The following is a 21,398-nucleotide window of genomic DNA, read 5'->3' as shown; positions in this document are numbered from 1 at the left end:
GATCAGCCCCGGTTCTGTACGTGCTGGTAGCCGAAACGGCCCTTGATGCAGAGATTGCCGTGGGTCACCGGGCTGTCGTGCGGCGAGGTGACCTTGACGATCTCATTGTCCTGTACGTGCAGGGTGAGGTTGCATCCCACTCCGCAGTACGCGCACACCGTGGTCGTCTCGGTCTGCGCCGACTCGTTCCACGTACCCGCCGCCCGCATGTCGAACTCCGACTTGAACGACAGGGCGCCGGTGGGGCACACCTCGACGCAGTTGCCGCAGTACACGCACGCCGAGTCGGTCAGCGGGGCGTCCTGCTCGACCGCGATCCGGGCGTCGAAGCCGCGTCCGGCGACGGAGATGGCGAAACTGTTCTGCCACTGGTCCCCGCAGGCGTCCACGCACTTGTAGCAGAGGATGCATTTGCCGTAGTCGCGGACGTACAGGTCGTTGTCGATCCGGGGTTCCTCGTCGACGCGGGCCGCGTCGGGGCCGAAGCGGTCGGGCTCCGCCCCGTACTCCTTGATCCACTCGGCGGCCCGGGGCGTCGTCGACAGGTCGACGGAGGAGGCGAGGAGTTCCAGGACGACCTTGCGGCTGTGCCGGGCCCGCTCGGTGCCGGTGCGCACCTCCATGCCCGGCTCGGCCTTCCGGGAACAGGCGGGCACCAGGGTGCGGGAACCCTCGACCTCCACGACACACACCCGGCAGGCGTTCCTCGGGGTGAGCGTGTCGCCCTGGCAGAGGGTCGGCACGTCCGTGCCGGCGGCCCGGCAGGCGTCCAGGATCGTCGATCCCTCGGGGACCCGGGCCTCCTGCCCGTCGAGGGTGAACTCCACCAGCCGGCGCGGCACTCCCAGCGGTATCGCGGTCATTCGTACGCCCCCAGTCGGTCGATGGCGGACTCCACGGCGTTCCACGCGGTCTGGCCCAGACCGCAGATCGAGGCGTCCCGCATCGCCCGGCCGACCTCGCGCAGCAGGGCGATGTCGTCGGCGGCGCCGGCCCCTGTGCGCTCCGCGATCCGGCGCAGCGCCTCCTCCTGCCGCACGGTCCCCACCCGGCACGGCACGCACTGGCCGCAGGACTCGTCGCGGAAGAACTCCGCGACGCGCAGCAGGAGGCGGGGCAGGGGCACGGTGCCGTCGAAGGCCATGACCACCCCCGAGCCGAGGGTGGTGCCCGCTTCCCGGGTGCCCTCGAAGGTCAGCGGGATGTCCAGTTCGTCGGGGCGTACGAAGCCGCCGGCCGCCCCGCCGAGCAGCACCGCCCGCAGCCCGTCCCGGACCCCGGCCAGCGTCAGCAGCTCGCCCAGCGTCGCCCCGAACGGCAGCTCGTACACGCCGGGCCGGGCCACGCTGCCCGACACGCAGAACAGCTTCGGGCCGGTGGACCGGCCGGTGCCGATCGCGGCGTACGCCTCGGCGCCCATCGTGAGGACCGGCAGCACGTTGACCAGCGTCTCCACGTTGTTGGCGGCCGTCGGCTTGCCGAACAGGCCCTTCTCCACCGGGAACGGCGGTTTGGCGCGGGGTTCGCCCCGGTAGCCCTCGATGGAGTTGAACAGGGCGGTCTCCTCGCCGCAGATGTAGGCGCCCGCGCCCCGGCGGATCTCGATGTCGAAGGCGTAGCCCTGCCCGAGCACGTCGTCACCGAGCAGTCCGCGGGCGCGGGTCTGGGTGATCGCGTGCTCCAGGCGGGCCAGCGCCCGGGGGTACTCGCCGCGCAGGTAGAGGTAGCCCCGGTGGGCCCCGGTGGCGTACCCGGCGATGGTCATGGCCTCGATCAGCGCGTACGGGTCGCCCTCCATCAGCACCCGGTCCTTGAAGGTGCCCGGCTCGGACTCGTCGGCGTTGCAGACGACGTAGTGCGGGTGGTCGGGCTGGGCCGCCGTGGCCTGCCACTTGCGGCCGGTGGGGAAGGCGGCGCCGCCGCGCCCGGCCAGCCCGGAACCGGTGACCTCGCGGATCACCCCGGCGGGGCCCAGCGCGAAGGCGCGGCGCAGGGCCGCGTAGCCGCCGTGCGCCCGGTAGTCGTCGAGGGAGGCGGGGTCCACCACGCCGACCCGGCGCAGCAGCACCAGGTCCGGGTCGCCCGCCTGCGGGACGGCCGCCGACGCCGGGGGTTCCTCGGGTGCCGAGTCGGGGGCGGTGGCGGCGAGGACGGCCGCGCGCGCCGTCGCCGGTGCCGCCACGGCCGTACGGACCGGGTCGCCGGCCCGGACCGCGAGCGCCGCCGGGGCGCGTTCGCACAGGCCGAGACAGGGGCTGCGCTGGACGGTGACGCCCGGCTCCCCGGAGATCTCGGCGCACAGGGCCTCCGCGCCCGCCGCGGTGCAGGCCAGGTCGGTGCAGAGGTGCAGGACGGTCGCGGGGCGGGGGCGGGCGGAGAACATCGCGTAGAAGGTGGCGACGCCGTACGCCTCGGCCGGCGGCACGGTCAGCCGCCGGCACAGGTAGTCGAGGGCGCCCTCGCTGATCCAGCCGACCCGGTCGTTGACCGCGTGCAGCCCCGGCAGCAGCAGGTCGCGGCGGTCCCGGGCGGCCCGCCCGCCGCGCGCCCAGCGCAGGTCCTGGCCGGAGCGGCCGGCGCCCTCCCAGGAGGACTCGGGCGGGCCCAGCAGGGCGTCGACGGCGGCCCGTTCCTCGTCGGTCGGCTTGCCGTCACCGAAGCGCAGGTCCACGGGGCATCACCTCACGATGGTCGCGACGGGCAGCTTCTCGATCCGGATCGCCGACGCCTTGAACTCCGCCGTCCCCGCGATCGGGCAGGTGGCCTCGATGGTCAGCCGGTTGGTGTCCACCTCGTCGGGGAAGTGGAACGTCATGAACGCGAGGCCGGGCCGCAGCGCCGGGTCGACCCACACGGGCGCCTCCACCGCCCCGCGCCGCGAGGTCACCCGTACCGTCTCCCCGACCACCACCCCGTACCGCTCGGCGTCCTCCGGGGACAGCTCGACGGACTCGCCGCGCCGCAGCGGGGAGGCGTAACCGCCGCTCTGCACGCCGGTGTTGTACGAGTCGAGCCGGCGGCCGGTGGTGAGCCGCAGCGGGTACCGCTCGTCGGTGAGGTCGACCGGCGGGTCGTGCCGGACGATCCCGAAGGGCGCGGGGCGGCCCCGGCGGGCCGGGTCGGGGTCCCACAGCCGGCCGTGCAGGTAGGTGGGTTCGAGCCGGTCGGTGCGGGGGCAGGGCCACTGGATGCCCCGGTGCTCCGCGAGGCGGTCGTACGTCATCCCGTGGTGGTCCGGCGACAGGGCGCGCAGCTCGTTCCAGACGGCCTCGGCGTCGGCGTACTTCCAGTCGTGGCCGAGGCGGGCGGCGAGGTCGCAGATGATGTCGATGTCCTCGCGGGCCTCGCCCGGCGGGGTCAGGGCCCGGCGGACCCGCTGCACGCGCCGTTCGCTGTTGGTGGTGGTGCCGTCGGTCTCCGCCCAGCCGGCGGTGGCCGGCAGCACCACGTCCGCGAGCGAGGCCGTCCTCGTCAGGAAGATGTCCTGCACGACGAGGAAGTCCAGCGCCTTCAGGCGGCGTACGGCCTGTGCGCTGTCGGCCTCCGACTGGGCCGGGTTCTCGCCGACGCAGTACACGGCTTTCAGCGAGCCGTCCTCCATCGCCTCGAACATCTCGGTGAGGTCGAGGCCGTAGTGCGGCGGAAGGACGGTGTCCCAGGCGGACTCGAACTTCCGCCGGGTCTGCGGGTCGAGGATGTCCTGGAAGCCGGGGAGGCGGTTGGGGATGGCGCCCATGTCGCCGCCGCCCTGCACGTTGTTCTGGCCGCGCAGGGGCTGGAGCCCGGCGCCGTACCGCCCCACGTGCCCGGTGAGCAGGGAGAGGTTGATCAGCGCGCGGACGTTGTCGGTGCCGTTGTGGTGCTCGGTGATGCCGAGGGTCCAGCACAGCTGGGCGCGTTCGGCGCGGGCGTAGGCGTGCGCGAGGTCGCGGATCGCGGCGGCGGGGACGCCGGTCACCTTCTCGGCGAGGGAGAGCGTCCACGGCTCGACGAGGGCCTTGTACTCCTCGAAGCCGGTGGTCGCCCGTTCGACGAACGCCTCGTTGACCAGTCCGGCGCGGATGATCTCGCGGCCGATCGCGTGCGCCATCGGGATGTCGGTGCCGACATTGAGGCCGAGCCAGCTCTCCGCCCACTCGGCGGTGGAGGTGCGGCGCGGGTCGACGGCGTACATCCGGGCGCCGTTGCGTATGCCCTTCAGGACGTGCTGGAAGAAGATCGGGTGCGCGAACCGGGCGTTGGAGCCCCACATCACGATGACGTCGGTGTGCTCGATCTCCTCGTACGACGAGGTGCCGCCGCCGGAGCCGAAGGTGGCGGAGAGGCCGGCGACGGACGGGGCGTGGCAGGTGCGGTTGCAGGAGTCGACGTTGTGGGTGCCCATCACCACCCGGGCGAACTTCTGCGCCACGTAGTTCATCTCGTTGGTCGCGCGGGCGCAGGAGAACATGCCGAACGCGCCGCGGTTGCGTGCCAGGCCCCGGGCCGCCCGGTCCAGCGCCTCGTCCCAGCCGGCCCGGCGGAAGGGCTCGTCGCGGGAGTCCCGTACCAGGGGGTGGGCGAGCCGGGTGTAGTGCGTCGGTCGCGGTTTCCTCATGCGGCGCTCCTCGGTGCCGGCTGACGGGGGACTGCCTGTGACTACCTATGACGAGCGGTGACTGTCTGTGTTCAGCTGTGACCGCCAACGGTGTCGACGAAATATTGTCTACAGTATGGAAGTGGGGGCGGCAAGGGATTGTGCACGGCCGGTGGCGCTGGGTGGTCGTTTGATCAACTGCCTTCTCAAGCGCCGCTCGGATCTTTACGGTGGGGGACTCATGAGTCCCCCTGTCGCACCGCCCGGCTGGAGCCGCTGGCTCGTCCCGCCGGCCGCGCTCTCGGTCCACCTCTCCATCGGCCAGGCCTACGCCTGGTCCGTGTTCAAGCCGCCCCTCGAATCCGCGCTCGGCCTCAGCGGAACCCAGAGCGCGCTCCCCTTCCAGCTCGGCATCGTCATGCTCGGCCTGTCGGCCGCCTTCGGCGGCACCCTGGTCGAGAAGCGGGGGCCGCGCTGGGCGATGACGGTGGCGCTGATCTGCTTCTCGTCCGGCTTCCTGCTCTCCGCCCTGGGCGCGGCCACCGAGCAGTACTGGCTGATCGTCCTCGGCTACGGCTTCGTCGGCGGCATCGGCCTGGGCATCGGATACATCTCGCCGGTCTCCACCCTCATCAAGTGGTTCCCCGACCGGCCGGGCATGGCCACCGGCATCGCCATCATGGGCTTCGGCGGCGGCGCGCTGATCGCCTCGCCGTGGTCCGCGCAGATGCTGGAGTCCTTCGGCGCCGACAACTCCGGAATCGCGCTCGCCTTCCTCGTGCACGGACTGTCGTACGCCGTCTTCATGCTGCTCGGTGTCCTGCTGGTGCGGGTGCCGCGCGCCCCCGAGACGGCCGACGGGCGGCCCGCCCCGCTCAGCGGCGTCCAGGTCTCGGCGCGCTCGGCCGTGCGCACCCCGCAGTTCTGGTGCCTGTGGCTCGTGCTCTGCATGAACGTCACCGCCGGCATCGGCATCCTGGAGAAGGCCGCCCCGATGATCACGGACTTCTTCGCGGACACCTCCGCGCCGGTGTCCGCGACGGCCGCCGCCGGGTTCGTGGCGCTGCTGTCGGCGGCCAACATGGCCGGCCGGATCGGCTGGTCGTCCACGTCCGACCTGATCGGACGGAAGAACATCTACCGGGTGTACCTGGGCGTCGGCGCCCTGATGTACACGCTCATCGCCCTGTTCGGCGACTCCTCCAAGCCGCTGTTCGTGCTCGCCGCCCTGGTGATCCTCTCCTTCTACGGCGGCGGTTTCGCCACCGCCCCCGCCTATCTGAAGGACCTCTTCGGCACCTACCAGGTCGGCGCGATCCACGGACGGCTGCTCACCGCCTGGTCCACCGCCGGCGTCCTCGGCCCGCTGATCGTGAACTGGATCGCGGACCGGCAGGAGGAGGCCGGGCGGCACGGCTCGTCCCTGTACGGGCTGTCGTTCGTCATCATGATCGGGCTGCTCGTCGTCGGCTTCGTCGCCAACGAACTGGTCCGTCCGGTCCACCCCCGCCACCACGTCCCCGCCCCGGACCCCGAGGAGGCCGCCGATGTCGCCCGACAGCAGTGAGAGCCCGCCCGACCGGCGCCCGCTGATCGCCTTCGCCTGGCTGTGGGTGGGCGTGCCGCTCGCCTACGGGCTGTACGAACTGGTGCGCAAGGCGACGCAGCTGTTCACCGGCTGAGGAGCCGGGCCGGGCCTGATGGAAGCCGACAAGCCCGGCCCGCGTTTCCTGTCACATCACCTGCCGCCGTACCCGTGAGTCACTGATCAGACTGGTGGATCCCGCAACCGCAGGCAATGAGGGGGATCCGCCCATGCACGGCTCGCGCATCACCGGAGTCGGCCACCACCAGCCCGCCGGAGTCCTGACCAACGAGGACCTGGCGGGCATGGTCGACACCAGCGACGAGTGGATCACCAGCCGGGTCGGCATCCGCACCCGCCGGATCGCCGGACCCGACGAACCCGTCGACGAACTCGCCGCACACGCCGCCGCCAAGGCGCTCGCCGAGGCCGGGGCCGCCCCCGCCGACGTCGACCTGGTGCTGGTCGCCACCTCGACCGCCATCGACCGCTCCCCGAACATGGCCGCCCGGGTCGCCGCCCGGCTCGGCATGGGGAACCCGGCCACGATGGACGTCAACGTCGTGTGCGCCGGGTTCACCCACGCCCTGGCCACCGCCGACCACGCCGTCCGCGCGGGCGCCGCGCGCCGGGCCCTGGTCATAGGCGCCGACAAGATGTCCGAGGTCACCGACTGGACCGACCGCACCACCTGCGTGCTGGTCGGCGACGGCGCGGGGGCCGCCGTCGTCGAACCCTGCGCCGAGGGCGAGGAACCCGGCATCGGGCCCGTGCTGTGGGGATCGGTGCCCGAACTCGGACACGCCGTGCGCATCGAGGGCACGCCGCCGCGCTTCGCCCAGGAGGGCCAGAGCGTCTACCGCTGGGCGACCACCCGGCTGCCCGCCGTCGCCCGGGGCGTGTGCGAACGGGCCGGCGTGGACCCCGCCGACCTCGCCGCCGTCGTCCTGCACCAGGCCAACCTGCGCATCATCGAACCCCTGGCCCTGCGCATCGGCGCCGTCAACGCCGTCGTCGCCCGGGACGTCACCGAGTCCGGCAACACCTCGGCGGCCAGCATCCCGCTCGCCCTGGCCAAGCTGGTGGAACGCGGCGAGATCAGCACCGGCGACCCGGTCCTGCTCTTCGGCTTCGGCGGCAACCTGTCGTACGCCGGACAGGTCGTGCGCTGCCCCTGAGACCCGGCTCGGGAGGTTCGCGGAGGAGGCGGGCAGGGACGGACCGTAGACTGTAGACGAAAAACACTTGATACTTTCTTTACCTTCTTCCTTGTCTCCGTCCTTGCCCAGGGGGCCGCGATGTTGTCGACAGGACTGCCGCACGGGGCGGTGCCCAGGCTCGAACGCCCCGGCCCGCTGCGCGACCGCGTCTACGAGGCGCTGCTCGAACTCATCACCACCCGGGCCCTGCGCCCCGGCCAGCACCTCGTCGAGAGCGAACTCGCCGGGCACCTCGGCGTCTCCCGGCAGCCCGTGCGCGAGGCGCTCCAGCGCCTGAACACCGAGGGCTGGGTCGATCTGCGCCCCGCCCAGGGCGCGTTCGTGCACGAGCCGACCGAGGAGGAGGCCGACCAGCTGCTGACCGTCCGTACGCTGCTGGAGGCCGAGGCGGCCCGGCTCGCCGCGGCCAACGCGTCCAGCGCGGGCGTGGCGGCGCTGGAGGAGCTGTGCGCCGAGGGGGAGCGGGCCGTCGCCGCCGACGACGTGGACGGCGCCGTCACCCTGAACGCGCGCTTCCACTCCAAGGTGATGGAACTGGCGGGCAACGCCGTCCTTGCCGAGCTGGCCGCCCAGGTGGACCGCCGGGTGCGCTGGTACTACACGCCGATCGCCCGGCAGCGCGGCCGGCAGTCCTGGATCGAGCACCGGGAGATGATCGCCGCCATCGCCGACCGGGACGAGCAGCGCGCCACCCGGCTGATGCGCGAGCACACCGAGCACACCCGGCGGTCGTACCACGAGCGCGCGGAGTCCTGAGCGCGCCGGGCCCGTACGGCTCTTCCTCCGGCTGTCTGTCCGGCTTCCTGTCCGGCTTCCTGTCCGCTTTCCTGTCCGGCTCTTTGTCCTGTGAGTGGAGAAAGTCGACGGCAATCTGTGCACAGCTTCTTCCCAGCTTCGGCAGCCGCTGCTACGTTCCCTTCGAAAGCACGGCAGCACGGCAGCACGGCAGCACGACAGCACGGCATTACAGCGCGCAGCCGATTGAGGCGGGGAGGGGCACGTGAGACGCATGACCGCACGACCCGCCAACGCCCACCAGGCCCGGTTGCTCAAGCTGCTGCGTGACGGCGGCCCCAACTCCCGTGCCCAGCTCGGCGACCAGGTCGACCTCTCCCGGTCGAAGCTGGCCGTGGAGGTGGACCGGCTGCTGGAGACGGGGCTGGCCGTCGCCGACGGACTCGCCGCCTCCCGCGGCGGACGCCGCAGCCACAACATCCGGCTCAACCCGGAACTGCGGTTCCTCGGCGTCGACATCGGCGCGACCTCGGTCGACGTCGCCGTCACCAACGCCGAGCTGGAGATCCTCGGGCACATCAACCAGCCCATGGACGTCCGCGAGGGCCCCGTCGCGGTCTTCGAGCAAGTCCTGTCCATGGCGGCCAAGTTGCGGGCCTCGGGGCTCGCGGAGGGCTTCGACGGCGCCGGCATCGGCGTCCCGGGGCCGGTCCGCTTCCCCGAGGGCGTCCCCGTGGCCCCGCCGATCATGCCGGGCTGGGACGGCTTCCCCGTGCGGGAGGCGCTCAGCCAGGAACTCGGCTGCCCGGTCATGGTCGACAACGACGTGAACCTGATGGCGCTGGGGGAGCAGCACGCGGGCGTCGCCCGCACCGTGCACGACTTCCTCGTCGTCAAGATAGGCACCGGCATCGGCTGCGGCATCGTCGTCGGCGGTGACGTCTACCGCGGGACGACGGGCAGCGCCGGCGACATCGGGCACATCCAGGCCGTACCCGAGGGCCGCCCCTGCGCCTGCGGCAACCGGGGCTGCCTGGAGGCCCACTTCAGCGGCGCGGCCCTGGCCCGCGACGCCACGGAGGCCGCCGAGCAGGGCCGGTCCGCCGAACTCGCCGCCCGGCTGGAGACGGGCGGGAGCCTGAGCGCCGCCGACGTCGCCGCCGCGGCGGCGGCCGGTGACGCCACCGCCCTCGACCTGATCCGCGAGGGCGGCAGCCGCACCGGCCAGGTCATCGCCGGCCTGGTCAGCTTCTTCAACCCCGGCCTGGTGGTGATCGGGGGCGGGGTCACCGGCCTCGGCCACACCCTGCTCGCCGCGATACGCACCCAGGTCTACCGCCAGTCGCTGCCCCTGGCGACCGGCAACCTGCCCATCGTGCTCGGAGAACTGGGCCCCACCGCCGGAGTCATCGGCGCCGCCCGGCTCATCAGCGACCACCTGTTCTCACCCGCGTAGCACCCCCGTCCGCACCCCTTTTCTGCACAGCTTTCTGCACAGCGCGTAGCTCCGCCCTGCCCTGACACCGGCCCGCACGCCCGCCGAGGGGACCTCACATGGCACCAGAACCACCGCTGCTCAGCATGTCCGGCCTCACCAAGTCCTTCCCCGGAGTCCGGGCCCTGGACGGCGTCGACCTCGACGTCCAGGCCGGTGAGGTGCACTGCCTGCTCGGCCAGAACGGCGCCGGGAAGTCCACCCTCATCAAGGTGCTGGCCGGCGCCCACCAGCCCGACACCGGCACCATCCGCTGGCGCGGCGAGGACGTCACCCTGCGCTCGCCCATCGCCGCCATGCGCCTGGGCATCGCCACCATCTACCAGGAACTCGACCTGGTCGAGCACCTGTCGGTGGCGGAGAACGTCCACCTCGGCCACGAACCGACCACCGCCGGCTTCGTCGTCCGCGGCCGGGCCGCCCGCGCGTCCACCGCCGCGCTGCTGAAGCGGCTCGGCCACCCCGAGGTCGACCCGGGCCGCCTGGTCGGGGAGCTGTCGGCGGCGCAGCAGCAGATCGTGTCCATGGCGCGGGCGCTCTCCCACGACGTGCGGCTGATCGTGATGGACGAGCCGTCCGCCGCCCTCGACCCCGACGAGGTCGACAACCTCTTCCGGATCGTCGGCGACCTCACCGCCGCCGGTGTCGCCGTCGTCTACATCTCGCACCGGCTGGAGGAGATCCGCCGCATCGGCGACCGGGTCACCGTCCTCAAGGACGGCCGCGCCGTCGCCCGCGGGCTGCCCGCCGAGTCCACCCCGACCAGCGAGGTCGTCGCCCTGATGACCGGTCGCAACGTCGCCTACGTCTTCCCGGACCGGCCCGCCTCCGCCCCGGCCGCCACCGCCGAGCCGGTGCTGAGCGTGCGGGGACTGACGAGGCAGGGGGAGTTCGCCCCCCTCGACCTGGAGGTCCGCCCCGGGGAGATCGTCGGGCTCGCCGGACTGGTCGGCTCCGGCCGCTCCGAGATCCTGGAGACCGTCTACGGCGCCCGCAAGCCGTCGGCCGGACAGGTCCTCGTCGACGGCCGCCCGCTCAGGCCGGGCAGCGTCCGGGCCGCCGTGCGCGCCGGGCTCGGCCTCGCCCCCGAGGAGCGCAAGGCGCAGGCCCTGCTGATGCTGGAGTCCGTCACCCGCAACGTGTCGGTCTCCTCCCTGTCCCGCTTCTCGCGCGGCGGCTGGCTCGACCGGGGCGCCGAACGGGGCGCCGCCCGCGCCGCCGTCCGCGAACTGTCGCTGCGCCCCGACAACCCGGACGTGCCCGTGCGCACCCTGTCCGGCGGCAACCAGCAGAAAGCCGTCCTCGCCCGCTGGCTGCTGCGCGGCTGCCGCGTCCTGCTCCTCGACGAACCCACCCGCGGCGTCGATGTCGGCGCCCGCGCCGAGCTGTACGCGGTCGTCCGCCGGCTCGCCGACGAGGGACTGGCGGTGCTGCTGGTCTCCAGCGAGGTGCCCGAGGTGCTCGGCCTCGCCGACCGGGTGCTGGTCCTGCGCGAGGGCCGGGTCGTGCACGAGGCGCCCGCCCGCGAACTCGACGAACACCGCGTACTCGACCTCGTCATGGAAGGGAGCCCGGCATCATGACGCAGCACGTGTCCCCGCCCCGGGACGGCACCGGAAAGGCGGCACCCGTGGACGGGCCGCCCGCCTGGCGGGGCGTGATCGCCCGCGCCGACGTCCGCATCCTGTCCCTGCTCGGCGTGCTCGCCGTACTGGTCCTGATCGGCGGGATCACCAAGCCCGACGAGTTCCTCGACACCCGCAACCTGCAACTCGTCCTCACCCAGGCGTCCGTGATCGGCGTCGTCACCGTCGGCATGACCTTCGTGATCATGTCCGGCGGCATCGACCTCTCCGTCGGCGCGATCGTCGCCCTCGCCTCGGTGTGGGCGACGACGGTCGCCACCCAGGAGTACGGATTCCTCGGCATCCTGTTCACCGCCGTGGTGGTCGGCGTGGGCTGCGGGCTCGTCAACGGCGTCCTCATCGCGTACGGCGCGATGGTCCCGTTCATCGCCACCCTCGCCATGCTGGCCTCCGCGCGGGGCCTGGCGCTGCAGATCACCGACGGGCAGACCCAGGTCGTCACCGTGGAGGGCGTCCTCGACCTCGGCGAGCGGGACGCCTACGTGCTCGGCATACCGCCGCTGGTCCTGGTCTTCGCCGCCGTCACCGTCATCGGCTGGCTGGTGCTGAACCGGACCACCTTCGGCCGCCGCACGGTCGCCGTCGGCGGCAACGCGGAGGCCGCCCGCCTCGCCGGCATCGACGTGCGCCGCCAGCGCCTCTACCTCTACCTGCTGTCCGGCCTGTGCTGCGGCATCGCCGCCTTCCTGCTGATCGTCCTGTCCGGCTCCGGCCAGAACACCAACGGCAACCTCTACGAACTCGACGCCATCGCCGCCGCGATCATCGGCGGCACGCTGCTCAGCGGCGGACGCGGCACCATCGTCGGCTCCGTGCTCGGCGTCCTGATCTTCACCACGATCACCAACATCTTCGCCCTGAACAACCTGCAGAGCGACGTCCAGCAGATCGCCAAGGGAGCGATCATCGTCGCCGCCGTGCTGGTCCAGCGCCGTACCGCGAGCACGCCTTGAGGAAAGGGTTGACCGTCATGCCAGAGCACACGCCGTTCGCAAGCCGCAGAGGGCTGCTGTTCGGAGCCGCAGCCGTGTCCGCCGGGGCCTTCCTCACCGGGTGCACGAGCAACGAGTCGGACGACGACGAGGGGGCGGGCGCCAGCACCCAGCCCGCCGCCGACGACAAGCCCGGCAAGCAGGTCACCATCGGCTACGCCGGTCCGCTCGCCGACCACGGCTGGCTCAACGCCATCAACGACCAGGCCAAGGGGCGCGCCGAGAAGTACTCCGACGTGACCCTGGAGGTCACCGAGGGCTCCAACGACACCGCCCAGCAGATCGGCCAGATCGAGACCCTCATCAACAAGAAGGTCGACGTCCTGGTGGTGCTGCCCGCCGACGGCAAGGCGCTCACCCAGGTCGGGCTGAAGGCCATGCGGGCCGGAATCCCCGTGGTCAACCTCGACCGCGTCTTCAACACCCCGCAGGCGTACCGCTGCTGGGTCGGTGGCGACAACTACGGCATGGGCCTCAACGCCGGCCACTACATCGGCGAGAAGCTCAAGGACAAGGCCGGTGCCCGGGTCGTCGAACTGGCCGGCATCGACAACCTCGAACTGACCCGGCAGCGCACCAAGGGCTTCGACGACGCCCTGAAGAACTACCCCAACATCAAGAAGGTGGCCCGCCAGGCCGCCGACTTCACCGTCGAGTCCGGCCAGGCCAAGATGGCCCAGCTGCTCCAGGCGCAGTCGACGTTCGACGCCCTGTGGAACCACGACGACGACCAGGGCGTGGGCGCCCTGCGCGCCATCGAACAGGCCGGACGCGACGACTTCCTGATGGTCGGCGGCGCGGGCGCGCTCTCCGCGTTCCAGGCCATCAAGCAGGACAACGGCGTCCTGAAGGCGACCGTCCTCTACCCGCCGACCATGGCCGCCTCCGCGATCGACCTCGCCCGCGCGCTGGGCCAGGGCAAGGGGATCGGCGGCCTCGCCGAGTACGAGATCCCCGCGTCGATCACGCTCTACTCGGCCGTCGTCGACAAGGAGAACGTCGACCAGTACATGTCCACCGGCTTCAAGTGAGCCCCCGCCGCCCGCCCCGGGGGCCTGACCAGCCTCCGGGGGCCTGACCAGGCCAGCCGCTAAGGGTCTGACCAGGCCAGCCACTAGGGGCCTGACCAGCCACTAGGGGCCTGACCAGCCATTAGGGGCCTGACCAGCCACTGGGGGCGAGGGCCGGGCTCATGGGGCTGACGGGCTCTGGGCCGGGGGCCGTGCTTGCGGGGCGGCTCGGCTTCGGGCCGGGCCGTGCTCGCGGGGCGGCTCGGCTTCGGGCCGGGCCGTGCTCGCGGGGTGGACCGGTTCTGGGCCGGGGCCGCGCTCGAAGCGGGACCGGCCCCGGGGCGGGAACCGCGCTCACGGGTCCGATCAGCCCGGGGCGGGACCCGCGGGCCATCGCACCACCACGACGAGGAGGACATCCGCATGGGACAGCCGCAGCAGCCCGAAGGGGCCGGCGCGGAGACACCGGCCGCCGGGGCCACGGACACCGGGGCCATCGCTGCCGGGTCCGTGGACACGGGGGCGTCGGGCCTGACGGGGACGGAGACGTCGCGCTCGACGGGGACGGGGACGGGGACGTCGGAGGCGACGGGCACGCCCACGGCGACGGGCACGCCCACCGCGACCGACGCCCCCACCGCGACCGGCGCCCCCACCCCGACGGCCACGCCCACCGCGACCGGCACCCCGGTCGTCACCCCCCCGGCCCCGGCCACGGCCGCGGCGCCGTCCGTGTCGAGACCGCCGCTGCGGGTCGGCATGGTCGGGTACGCCTTCATGGGCGCCGCCCACTCCCAGGGCTGGCGCACCGCGGGCCGCGTCTTCGACCTGCCGCTGAACCCCGTACTGGCCGCGATCTGCGGGCGGGACGCCGACGCCGTCCGCACCGCGGCCGACCGGCACGGCTGGGCGGCGACCGAGACCGACTGGCACGCCCTCGTCGAACGGGACGACGTCGACCTCGTCGACATCTGCACCCCCGGCGACAGCCACGCCGAGATCGCGCTGGCCGCGCTGGCCGCCGGCAAACACGTCCTGTGCGAGAAACCACTGGCCAACACCGTCGCCGAGGCCGAGGCCATGACCCGCGCCGCCGAAGCGGCCGCCGCCCGCGGCCAGGTGGCCATGGTCGGCTTCAACTACCGCCGTGTCCCCGCCACCGCGCTGGCCCGGCGGATGGTCGCGGAGGGCCGCATCGGCAGGCTGCGGCACGTGCGGGTGGTGTACCTCCAGGACTGGCTGGTCGACCCCGCCGCCCCGCTGACCTGGCGGCTGCGCAAGGAACTCGCCGGCTCCGGCGCGCTCGGCGACCTCGGCGCCCACATCGTCGACCTCGCCCAGTACCTGACCGGCGAACGGCTGGCCGGCGTCTCCGCCCTCACCGAGACCTTCGTACGGGAACGCCCCCTCGCCTCGGGCCCCGCCGCCGGCACCGGCACCGGCCGGGTCACCGTGGACGACGCCGCCGTCTTCACCGGCCGCTTCCCCTCCGGCGCCCTCGCCTCCTTCGAGGCCACCCGCTACGCCACCGGCCGCAAGAACGCCCTGCGCATCGAACTCAACGGTGAGCGGGGATCGCTCTCCTTCGACCTGGAACGTCTCAACGAGCTGACGTACCACGACGGCACGGAGCGGGGGGAGCACGCGGGGTTCCGCCGCATCCTCGTCACCGAACCCGAGCACCCCTACCTGGACGCCTGGTGGCCGCCCGGCCACGGCCTCGGCTACGAGCACACCTTCGTCCACCAGGCCCGCGACCTCGTCCACGCCGTCGCCGAGGGCCGCGCCCCGGAACCGTCCTTCGCCGACGGGCTCCAGGTGCAGCGGGTGCTCGCCGCCGTGGAGGAGAGCGCCGAGAAGAACGCCGTCTACACGCCCGTCGCCGTCTGAGGAGGATCCGCCACGATGCCGCGCCCGTTCACACTCTTCACCGGCCAGTGGGCGGACCTGCCCCTGGAGGAGGTCTGCCGGCTCGCCCGCGACTTCGGCTACGACGGCCTCGAACTCGCCTGCTGGGGCGACCACTTCGAGGTCGACAAGGCCCTCGCCGACCCGTCCTACGTCGACGGCCGCCACCAGCTCCTCGACAAGTACGGCCTGAAGTGCTGGGCCGTCTCCAACCACCTCGTCGGCCAGGCCGTCTGCGACGCCATCATCGACGAGCGGCACCAGGCGATCCTGCCCGCCCGGATCTGGGGCGACGGCGACGCGGAGGGCGTACGGCAGCGGGCCGCCGCCGAGCTCAAGGACACCGCGCGGGCCGCCCGCCGGCTCGGCGTCGACACCGTCATCGGCTTCACCGGCTCCGCCATCTGGCACCTGGTCGCCATGTTCCCGCCCGCCCCCGAGTCCATGATCGAGCGCGGTTACCAGGACTTCGCCGACCGCTGGAACCCGATCCTGGACGTCTTCGACGCCGAGGGCGTCCGCTTCGCCCACGAGGTCCACCCCAGCGAGATCGCCTACGACTACTGGACCACCCAGCGGGCCCTGGAGGCCGTCGACCACCGCCCCGCCTTCGGCCTCAACTTCGACCCCTCCCACTTCGTGTGGCAGGACCTCGACCCGGTCGGCTTCCTGTGGGACTTCCGCGACCGGATCTACCACGTCGACTGCAAGGAGGCCCGCAAACGCCTCGACGGCCGCAACGGCCGGCTCGGCTCCCACCTGCCCTGGGGCGACCCCCGGCGCGGCTGGGACTTCGTCTCCGCCGGGCACGGCGACGTCCCCTGGGAGGACGTCTTCCGCATGCTGCGCGCCATCGACTACCAGGGGCCCGTCTCCGTGGAGTGGGAGGACGCCGGCATGGACCGCCTCCAGGGCGCCCCCGAGGCCCTGACCCGCCTGAAGACCTACGACTACGAGCCGCCCAGCGCGTCCTTCGACGCGGCGTTCAACAGCTGAGCGGTCAGCGACTGAGCCATCGACAGCTGAGCGTCCGGCATCCGAACGCCGCGGCTCGGCACACCTCCGGGGTGACGGCGCACCCCGGCGCCCGCACCGCACCTCCTCACCCGGCACGCCTTCGCACACCCCATCCCGTACGGCCCACCCGTTCCCGGAGGGACTTCCGTGCACAGAACCAGATCCACGAGCACCAGGAGAACCGGACTCCGTACCACCCTCGCCCTGTTCACCGGCCTGCTGCTGGCCGTGGGCGCCCCGGCCGGCGTCGCCGGCGCCCAGCCCGGCGCCGCGGCCCAGGCCGACCCGGCCCCTGCGGCCGAGGGGCAGTTCCAGCAGGTGCCGCTCGCCAAGGGCGAACCGGAGATGGGCGAGCCCATGTCGCTCGCCGTCCTCCCGGACCGCAGCGTCCTGCACACCTCGCGCGACGGCACCCTGCGCCTCACCGACCAGGGCGGCGTCACCAAGATCGCCGGCAAGATCCCCGTCTACAGCCACGACGAGGAAGGCCTCCAGGGCGTCGGCATCGACCCGGACTTCAAGAACAACCGGGCGATCTACCTCTACTACGCCCCGCCGCTGGACACCCCCGCGGGCGACGCCCCGGAGAACGGCACCGCCGCCGACTTCGCCAAGTTCGACGGCGTCAACCGGCTCTCCCGGTTCGTCCTCAACCCCAACGGCACCCTGGACCTGGCCAGCGAGAAGAAGGTCCTGGACGTCGCCGCCTCCCGCGGTACCTGCTGCCACGTCGGCGGTGACATCGACTTCGACGCCGAGGGCAACCTCTACCTCTCCACCGGCGACGACTCCAACCCGTTCGCCTCCGACGGCTTCACCCCGATCGACGAGCGGCCCGACCGCAACCCGGCCTTCGACGCCCGCCGCAGCTCCGGCAACACCAACGACCTGCGCGGCAAGATCCTGCGCATCAAGGTGGCCGAGGACGGCTCGTACACGATCCCGGAGGGCAACCTCTTCGCCCCCGGCACCGAGAAGACCCGCCCCGAGATCTACGCGATGGGCTTCCGCAACCCGTTCCGGATGAGCGTCGACGACAAGACCGGCACCGTCTACGTCGGTGACTACGGCCCCGACGCCGGTGCCGCCGACCCGGACCGGGGCCCGGCCGGACAGGTCGAGTTCGCCAAGGTCACCGAGCCCGCCAACTTCGGCTGGCCGTTCTGTACCGGCGACAACGACCCGTACGTCGACTACGACTTCGCCACCGGCACCTCCGGCGAGACCTTCGACTGCGCGGCCCCGAAGAACACCTCGCCGCACAACACCGGCCTGGTCGACCTGCCGCCCGCGCAGGCCGCCTGGATCCCGTACGACGACGACTCCGTGCCCGAGCTCGGCAGTGGCTCCGAGTCCCCGATGGCCGGCCCGGTCTACCGCTACGACCCCGACCTCGACTCCGAGGTGAAGTTCCCCGAGGCGTACGACGGTGACTTCTTCGCCGGCGAGTTCGGCCGCCAGTGGATCAAGCGGATCGAGCAGAACGAGGACGGCACGGTCGCGGCGATCAACGACTTCCCGTGGACCGGCACCCAGATCATGGACATGGAGTTCGGCCCCGACGGCGCGCTCTACGTCCTCGACTACGGCCTCTCCTGGTTCCAGGGCGACGACGACTCCGCCCTCTACCGGATCGAGAGCGCCGAGGACGGCTTCTCGCCGATCGCCGAGGTGAGCGCCGACAAGACCTCCGGCGCGGCCGGCCTCAAGGTCAAGTTCACCGCCACCGCCAAGGACGCCGACTCCCCGGAGCTGACCTACAGCTGGGACTTCGGCGACGGCACCACGGGCGAGGGGCTCACGCCCACCCACAAGTACAAGAAGGTCGGCACCTACACCGCGACCTTCACCGCCAAGGACCCCGAGGGCAACACCGGCAACGCCAGTGTCCGCATCGTGGTCGGCAACACCGAGCCCAAGGTGAAGATCGACGTCCCCGGCAACGGCGCCCTGGCCGCCTTCGGTGAGCCCGTCCCCTTCAAGGTGACGGTGACCGACCCCGAGGAGACCGTCGACTGCTCCAAGGTCAAGGTCGTCTACAGCCTCGGCCACGACAACCACGCCCACGAGCTGACCAGTGAGACGGGCTGTGAGGGCACCCTCAAGCCGCCCGCCGGCGACGGCGGTCACGACCCCAACGCCAACATCTACGGTGTCGTAGGCGCCAGCTACACCGACGGCGGGGCCAACGGCCAGGAGGCGCTGACCGGCACCGCCCGCACCGTCCTCCAGCCGCTGCACCGCCAGGCCGAGCACTTCACCACCCAGCAGGGCGTGTCGGTGATCGACAAGACCGGCGCCAACGGCGGCAAGACCGTCGGCGACATCCACGACGGCGACTGGGTCTCCTTCACCCCCTACAAGTTCGACGGGCAGAAGAAGCTGACCGTCCGGGCCTCCTCCGGCGGTGACGGCGGCTTCGTCGAGCTGCGCACCGGCTCGCCCACCGGCAAGCTGCACGGCTCGGCGTACATCCCGCCGACCGGCAGCTGGGAGACGTTCCAGGACGTCGACGTGCCGCTGCGGTCCCTGCCCAGGAAGACCTCGGACATCTACCTCGTCTTCAAGGGCGGCAGCGGCGCGCTGTTCGACGTGGACGACTTCGAGTTCTCCAAGGAGCCCTTCAAGAACGGCAAGAAGGTCCTCGTCTTCTCCAAGACGGCCGGCTTCCGCCACGACTCCATCCCGGAGGGCGTCGCCGCGCTGAAGGAACTCGGCGCCCCGGCCGGCATCACCGTCACCGCCACCGAGGAGGCCAGGCAGTTCACCACGGCCAACCTCGCCAAGTACGACGCGGTCGCCTTCATGTCCACGACCGGTGACGTCCTCGACGCCGACCAGCAGAAGGCGTTCGAGAACTACATCCGGGGCGGTGGCGGCTACCTCGGCATCCACGCCGCCGCCGACACGGAGTACGACTGGTCGTTCTACGGCGGACTCGTCGGCGCCTACTTCGACTCGCACCCGGCCCAGCAGAAGGCCACCGTGCGCGTCGAGGACCACGCCCACCCGGCCACCGCGCACCTCGGCGACACCTGGGAGCGCACCGACGAGCTGTACAACTACCGCACCAACCCGCGCGACCGGGTCAAGGTCCTCGCCACCCTCGACGAGACCACCTACCAGGGCGGCACCATGAAGGGCGACCACCCGATCGCCTGGTGCCAGAACTACGAAGGCGGCCGGTCCTTCTACACCGGCCTCGGCCACACCAAGGAGTCCTACGCCGACGAGGCCTTCCGGGCCCACCTGCTCGGCGGCCTCCAGTACGCCGCCGGCCAGGTCAAGGCCGACTGCAAGCCGGACAAGGGCTACCGGAAGATCTTCAACGGCCAGACCCTGGACGGCTGGAAGCAGGCCGGTCCCGGCACGTTCGACATCAAGGACGGCACGCTGGAGTCCAACGGCGGCATGGGCCTGCTCTGGTACCAGGCCAAGGAGCTGAAGTCGTACTCGCTCAAGCTCGACTGGAAGATGCGCGGCGACGACAACTCCGGGATCTTCGTGGGCTTCCCGGCCTCCGACGACCCCTGGTCCGCGGTGGACAAGGGCTACGAGATCCAGATCGACGCCACGGACGCGGCCGACCGCACCACGGGTGCCGTCTACTCCTTCAAGTCGGCGAACATCAAGGCCCGTGACCAGGTCCTGCGTCCGCCCGGCCAGTGGAACTCCTACGAGATCAAGGTCCAGGGCGAACGCCTTCAGGTGTTCCTCAACGGAGTCAAGATCAACGACTTCACCAACAAGGACCCCGAGCGGAGCCTGACGGACGGCTACATAGGTCTCCAGAACCACGGTGCCGCCGACAAGGTCTCCTTCCGCGACATCCAGCTGAAGCAACTGCCCGACTAGCCCTCCCGGGGCTGTCAGACGGCGGCGGGCGGGGGACGCCGGACCCCCGCCCGCCGTCACCACCCGGCTCCGCCGGGGCATCACCCGGTTCCACCGGGGCATGACCCGGTTCGGCCGGGGCTCCACCCCGACGCGTTCGACAAGGAGGCTGCCCATGTCCGCGTCCCCCTCTCCTTCCTCTTCCGCTTCCGCTTCCGTTTCCTCTTCCGCTGCCCGTACCGGTGTGTGGCTGATCGGGGCGCGCGGCTCCGTCGCCACGACCGTGGTGGCGGGCTGCGCGGCCATGACGGCCGGCCTGCACCCGGCGACCGGCCTGGTCACCGAGACCCCCCGCTTCGCCGGCTCCGCCCTCCCTTCCCTCTCCTCCCTCGTCTTCGGCGGCCACGACACCGTGGACTGCCCCCTCCCCAAGCGTGCCGAGGCCCTGGCCGCCGGCGGCGTACTGCCGCCCGGTCTGCCCGCCGCCGTCCAAGCCGACCTCGCGGCCGCGGAGGGGGAGATCCGCCCCGGCGGCCCCCTGCCCGGCGACACCCGCTCCGCCGAGGAACTGATCACCGCCTTCGCCGCCGACATCCGCGACTTCGTCCGCCGCTCCGAAGTGGCGCGGGCGGTGGTCGTCAACGTGGCCTCCACCGAGCCGCTCGCCACCGGCCGGGCCCTGCCGCCCAGCTCCCTCTACGCGGCGGCGGCCCTGCGCGCCGGCTGCCCGTACGTCAACTTCACCCCCTCCACCGGCCTGCACCACCCCTCCCTGGCCGCCGAGGCGGCCTCCTGCGGCCTGCCGTACGCCGGCCGCGACGGCAAGACCGGGCAGACGCTGCTGCGCTCGGTACTGGGCCCGATGTTCGCGCAGCGGGCGCTCACCGTCCGGGCCTGGTCCGGCACCAACCTCCTCGGCGGCGGCGACGGTGCCGCCCTCGCCGACCCGGCCGCCGCGGCGGCCAAGAACGCCGGCAAGGAACGCGTCCTCGCCGACACCCTCGGCACCACCGTCGAGGGCGAGGTCCACATCGACGACGTCCCCGCGCTCGGCGACTTCAAGACGGCCTGGGACCACATCGCCTTCGACGGCTTCCTCGGCACCCGCATGATCCTCCAGACCATCTGGCAGGGCTGCGACTCCGCCCTCGCCGCCCCTCTCGTCCTCGACCTGGCCCGCCTGGTCGCCCGCTCCCACGAGCTGGGCCTGACCGGCCCCCTGCGCGAACTGGGCTTCTACTTCAAGGATCCGGTGGGGGACGGGCCGTCCGCCCTCGGCGACCAGTACGCGGAACTCCTCGGCTTCGCGGACCGCCTGGCAGCGCGGCCGACCGGAGACGTGCCCGCCGGCCCCGGGGACCACCGGTGAACCGGCCCACC

Annotated in this window: 15 protein-coding genes; 12 read left to right on the top strand and 3 right to left on the bottom strand. The window is 72.2% G+C overall.

Annotated elements, in window-relative coordinates:
* Positions 1–2: 2 nt before the first annotated feature.
* From ACIQR3_RS25245 to ACIQR3_RS25235, 3 genes are read right to left on the bottom strand one after another with little or no spacing between them, the layout of a single operon-like run.
* Complete coding sequence (locus ACIQR3_RS25245) at positions 3–863, bottom strand: 2Fe-2S iron-sulfur cluster-binding protein (protein WP_403542697.1); 861 nt, start codon at positions 861–863, stop codon at positions 3–5.
* Entirely contained in the window at positions 860–2,671 is a 1,812-nt protein-coding gene (locus tag ACIQR3_RS25240) for an NADH-ubiquinone oxidoreductase-F iron-sulfur binding region domain-containing protein (protein ID WP_403542695.1), read from the bottom strand. The genes ACIQR3_RS25245 and ACIQR3_RS25240 overlap by 4 nt, the downstream gene beginning before the upstream one ends.
* 6 nt (positions 2,672–2,677) lie before the next feature.
* Positions 2,678–4,597, bottom strand: coding sequence for a molybdopterin oxidoreductase family protein (locus tag ACIQR3_RS25235; RefSeq protein ID WP_403542693.1), 1,920 nt, complete (start codon positions 4,595–4,597; stop codon positions 2,678–2,680).
* A gap of 220 nt (positions 4,598–4,817) precedes the next feature.
* On the opposite strand from ACIQR3_RS25235, the gene ACIQR3_RS25230 reads away from it, so the two are divergent.
* From ACIQR3_RS25230 to ACIQR3_RS25175, 12 genes are all read left to right on the top strand, one after another.
* On the top strand, positions 4,818–6,143 hold the full coding sequence (locus tag ACIQR3_RS25230; protein WP_403542691.1) for an OFA family MFS transporter: 1,326 nt from the start codon (positions 4,818–4,820) through the stop codon (positions 6,141–6,143).
* Positions 6,124–6,258, top strand: a complete 135-nt coding sequence (locus ACIQR3_RS25225; RefSeq protein WP_403542689.1) for a hypothetical protein — start codon at positions 6,124–6,126, stop codon at positions 6,256–6,258. Before ACIQR3_RS25230 ends, ACIQR3_RS25225 begins: the two co-directional genes overlap by 20 nt.
* A gap of 133 nt (positions 6,259–6,391) precedes the next feature.
* Positions 6,392–7,339, top strand: coding sequence for a beta-ketoacyl-ACP synthase III (locus tag ACIQR3_RS25220; protein WP_215164825.1), 948 nt, complete (start codon positions 6,392–6,394; stop codon positions 7,337–7,339).
* A gap of 120 nt (positions 7,340–7,459) precedes the next feature.
* The gene (locus ACIQR3_RS25215; RefSeq protein WP_403542687.1) at positions 7,460–8,137 is read left to right on the top strand and encodes a GntR family transcriptional regulator; all 678 of its coding nucleotides are present in this window, start codon (positions 7,460–7,462) and stop codon (positions 8,135–8,137) included.
* Positions 8,138–8,390: 253 nt separating this feature from the next.
* On the top strand, positions 8,391–9,572 hold the full coding sequence (locus ACIQR3_RS25210) for an ROK family protein (protein WP_403542685.1): 1,182 nt from the start codon (positions 8,391–8,393) through the stop codon (positions 9,570–9,572).
* A gap of 98 nt (positions 9,573–9,670) precedes the next feature.
* Positions 9,671–11,194 (top strand): sugar ABC transporter ATP-binding protein, encoded by a 1,524-nt coding sequence (locus ACIQR3_RS25205; RefSeq protein WP_403542683.1) that lies wholly within the window; start codon positions 9,671–9,673, stop codon positions 11,192–11,194.
* On the top strand, positions 11,191–12,210 hold the full coding sequence (locus ACIQR3_RS25200) for an ABC transporter permease (protein ID WP_403542681.1): 1,020 nt from the start codon (positions 11,191–11,193) through the stop codon (positions 12,208–12,210). Before ACIQR3_RS25205 ends, ACIQR3_RS25200 begins: the two co-directional genes overlap by 4 nt.
* A gap of 17 nt (positions 12,211–12,227) precedes the next feature.
* Positions 12,228–13,280, top strand: a complete 1,053-nt coding sequence (locus ACIQR3_RS25195) for a substrate-binding domain-containing protein (RefSeq protein ID WP_403542679.1) — start codon at positions 12,228–12,230, stop codon at positions 13,278–13,280.
* A 738-nt stretch (positions 13,281–14,018) separates the two neighbouring features.
* A complete protein-coding gene (locus ACIQR3_RS25190) occupies positions 14,019–15,149 on the top strand; it encodes a Gfo/Idh/MocA family protein (RefSeq protein ID WP_403542784.1) in 1,131 nt (376 codons plus the stop codon).
* Between the two features lie 15 nt (positions 15,150–15,164).
* Entirely contained in the window at positions 15,165–16,163 is a 999-nt protein-coding gene (locus ACIQR3_RS25185) for a sugar phosphate isomerase/epimerase family protein (protein ID WP_403542677.1), read from the top strand.
* 168 nt (positions 16,164–16,331) lie between these two features.
* Positions 16,332–20,039: a ThuA domain-containing protein gene (locus ACIQR3_RS25180; protein WP_403542675.1), complete on the top strand. Its 3,708-nt coding sequence runs from the start codon at positions 16,332–16,334 to the stop codon at positions 20,037–20,039.
* Positions 20,040–20,193: 154 nt separating this feature from the next.
* Positions 20,194–21,387 (top strand): inositol-3-phosphate synthase, encoded by a 1,194-nt coding sequence (locus ACIQR3_RS25175; protein WP_403542673.1) that lies wholly within the window; start codon positions 20,194–20,196, stop codon positions 21,385–21,387.
* Positions 21,388–21,398: the final 11 nt, after the last annotated feature.

The sequence above is a fragment of the Streptomyces sp. NPDC090994 genome (genome assembly GCF_044768905.1).
GTDB lineage: Bacteria > Actinomycetota > Actinomycetes > Streptomycetales > Streptomycetaceae > Streptomyces.
This window is presented reverse-complemented; position numbering and strand designations above follow the sequence as displayed.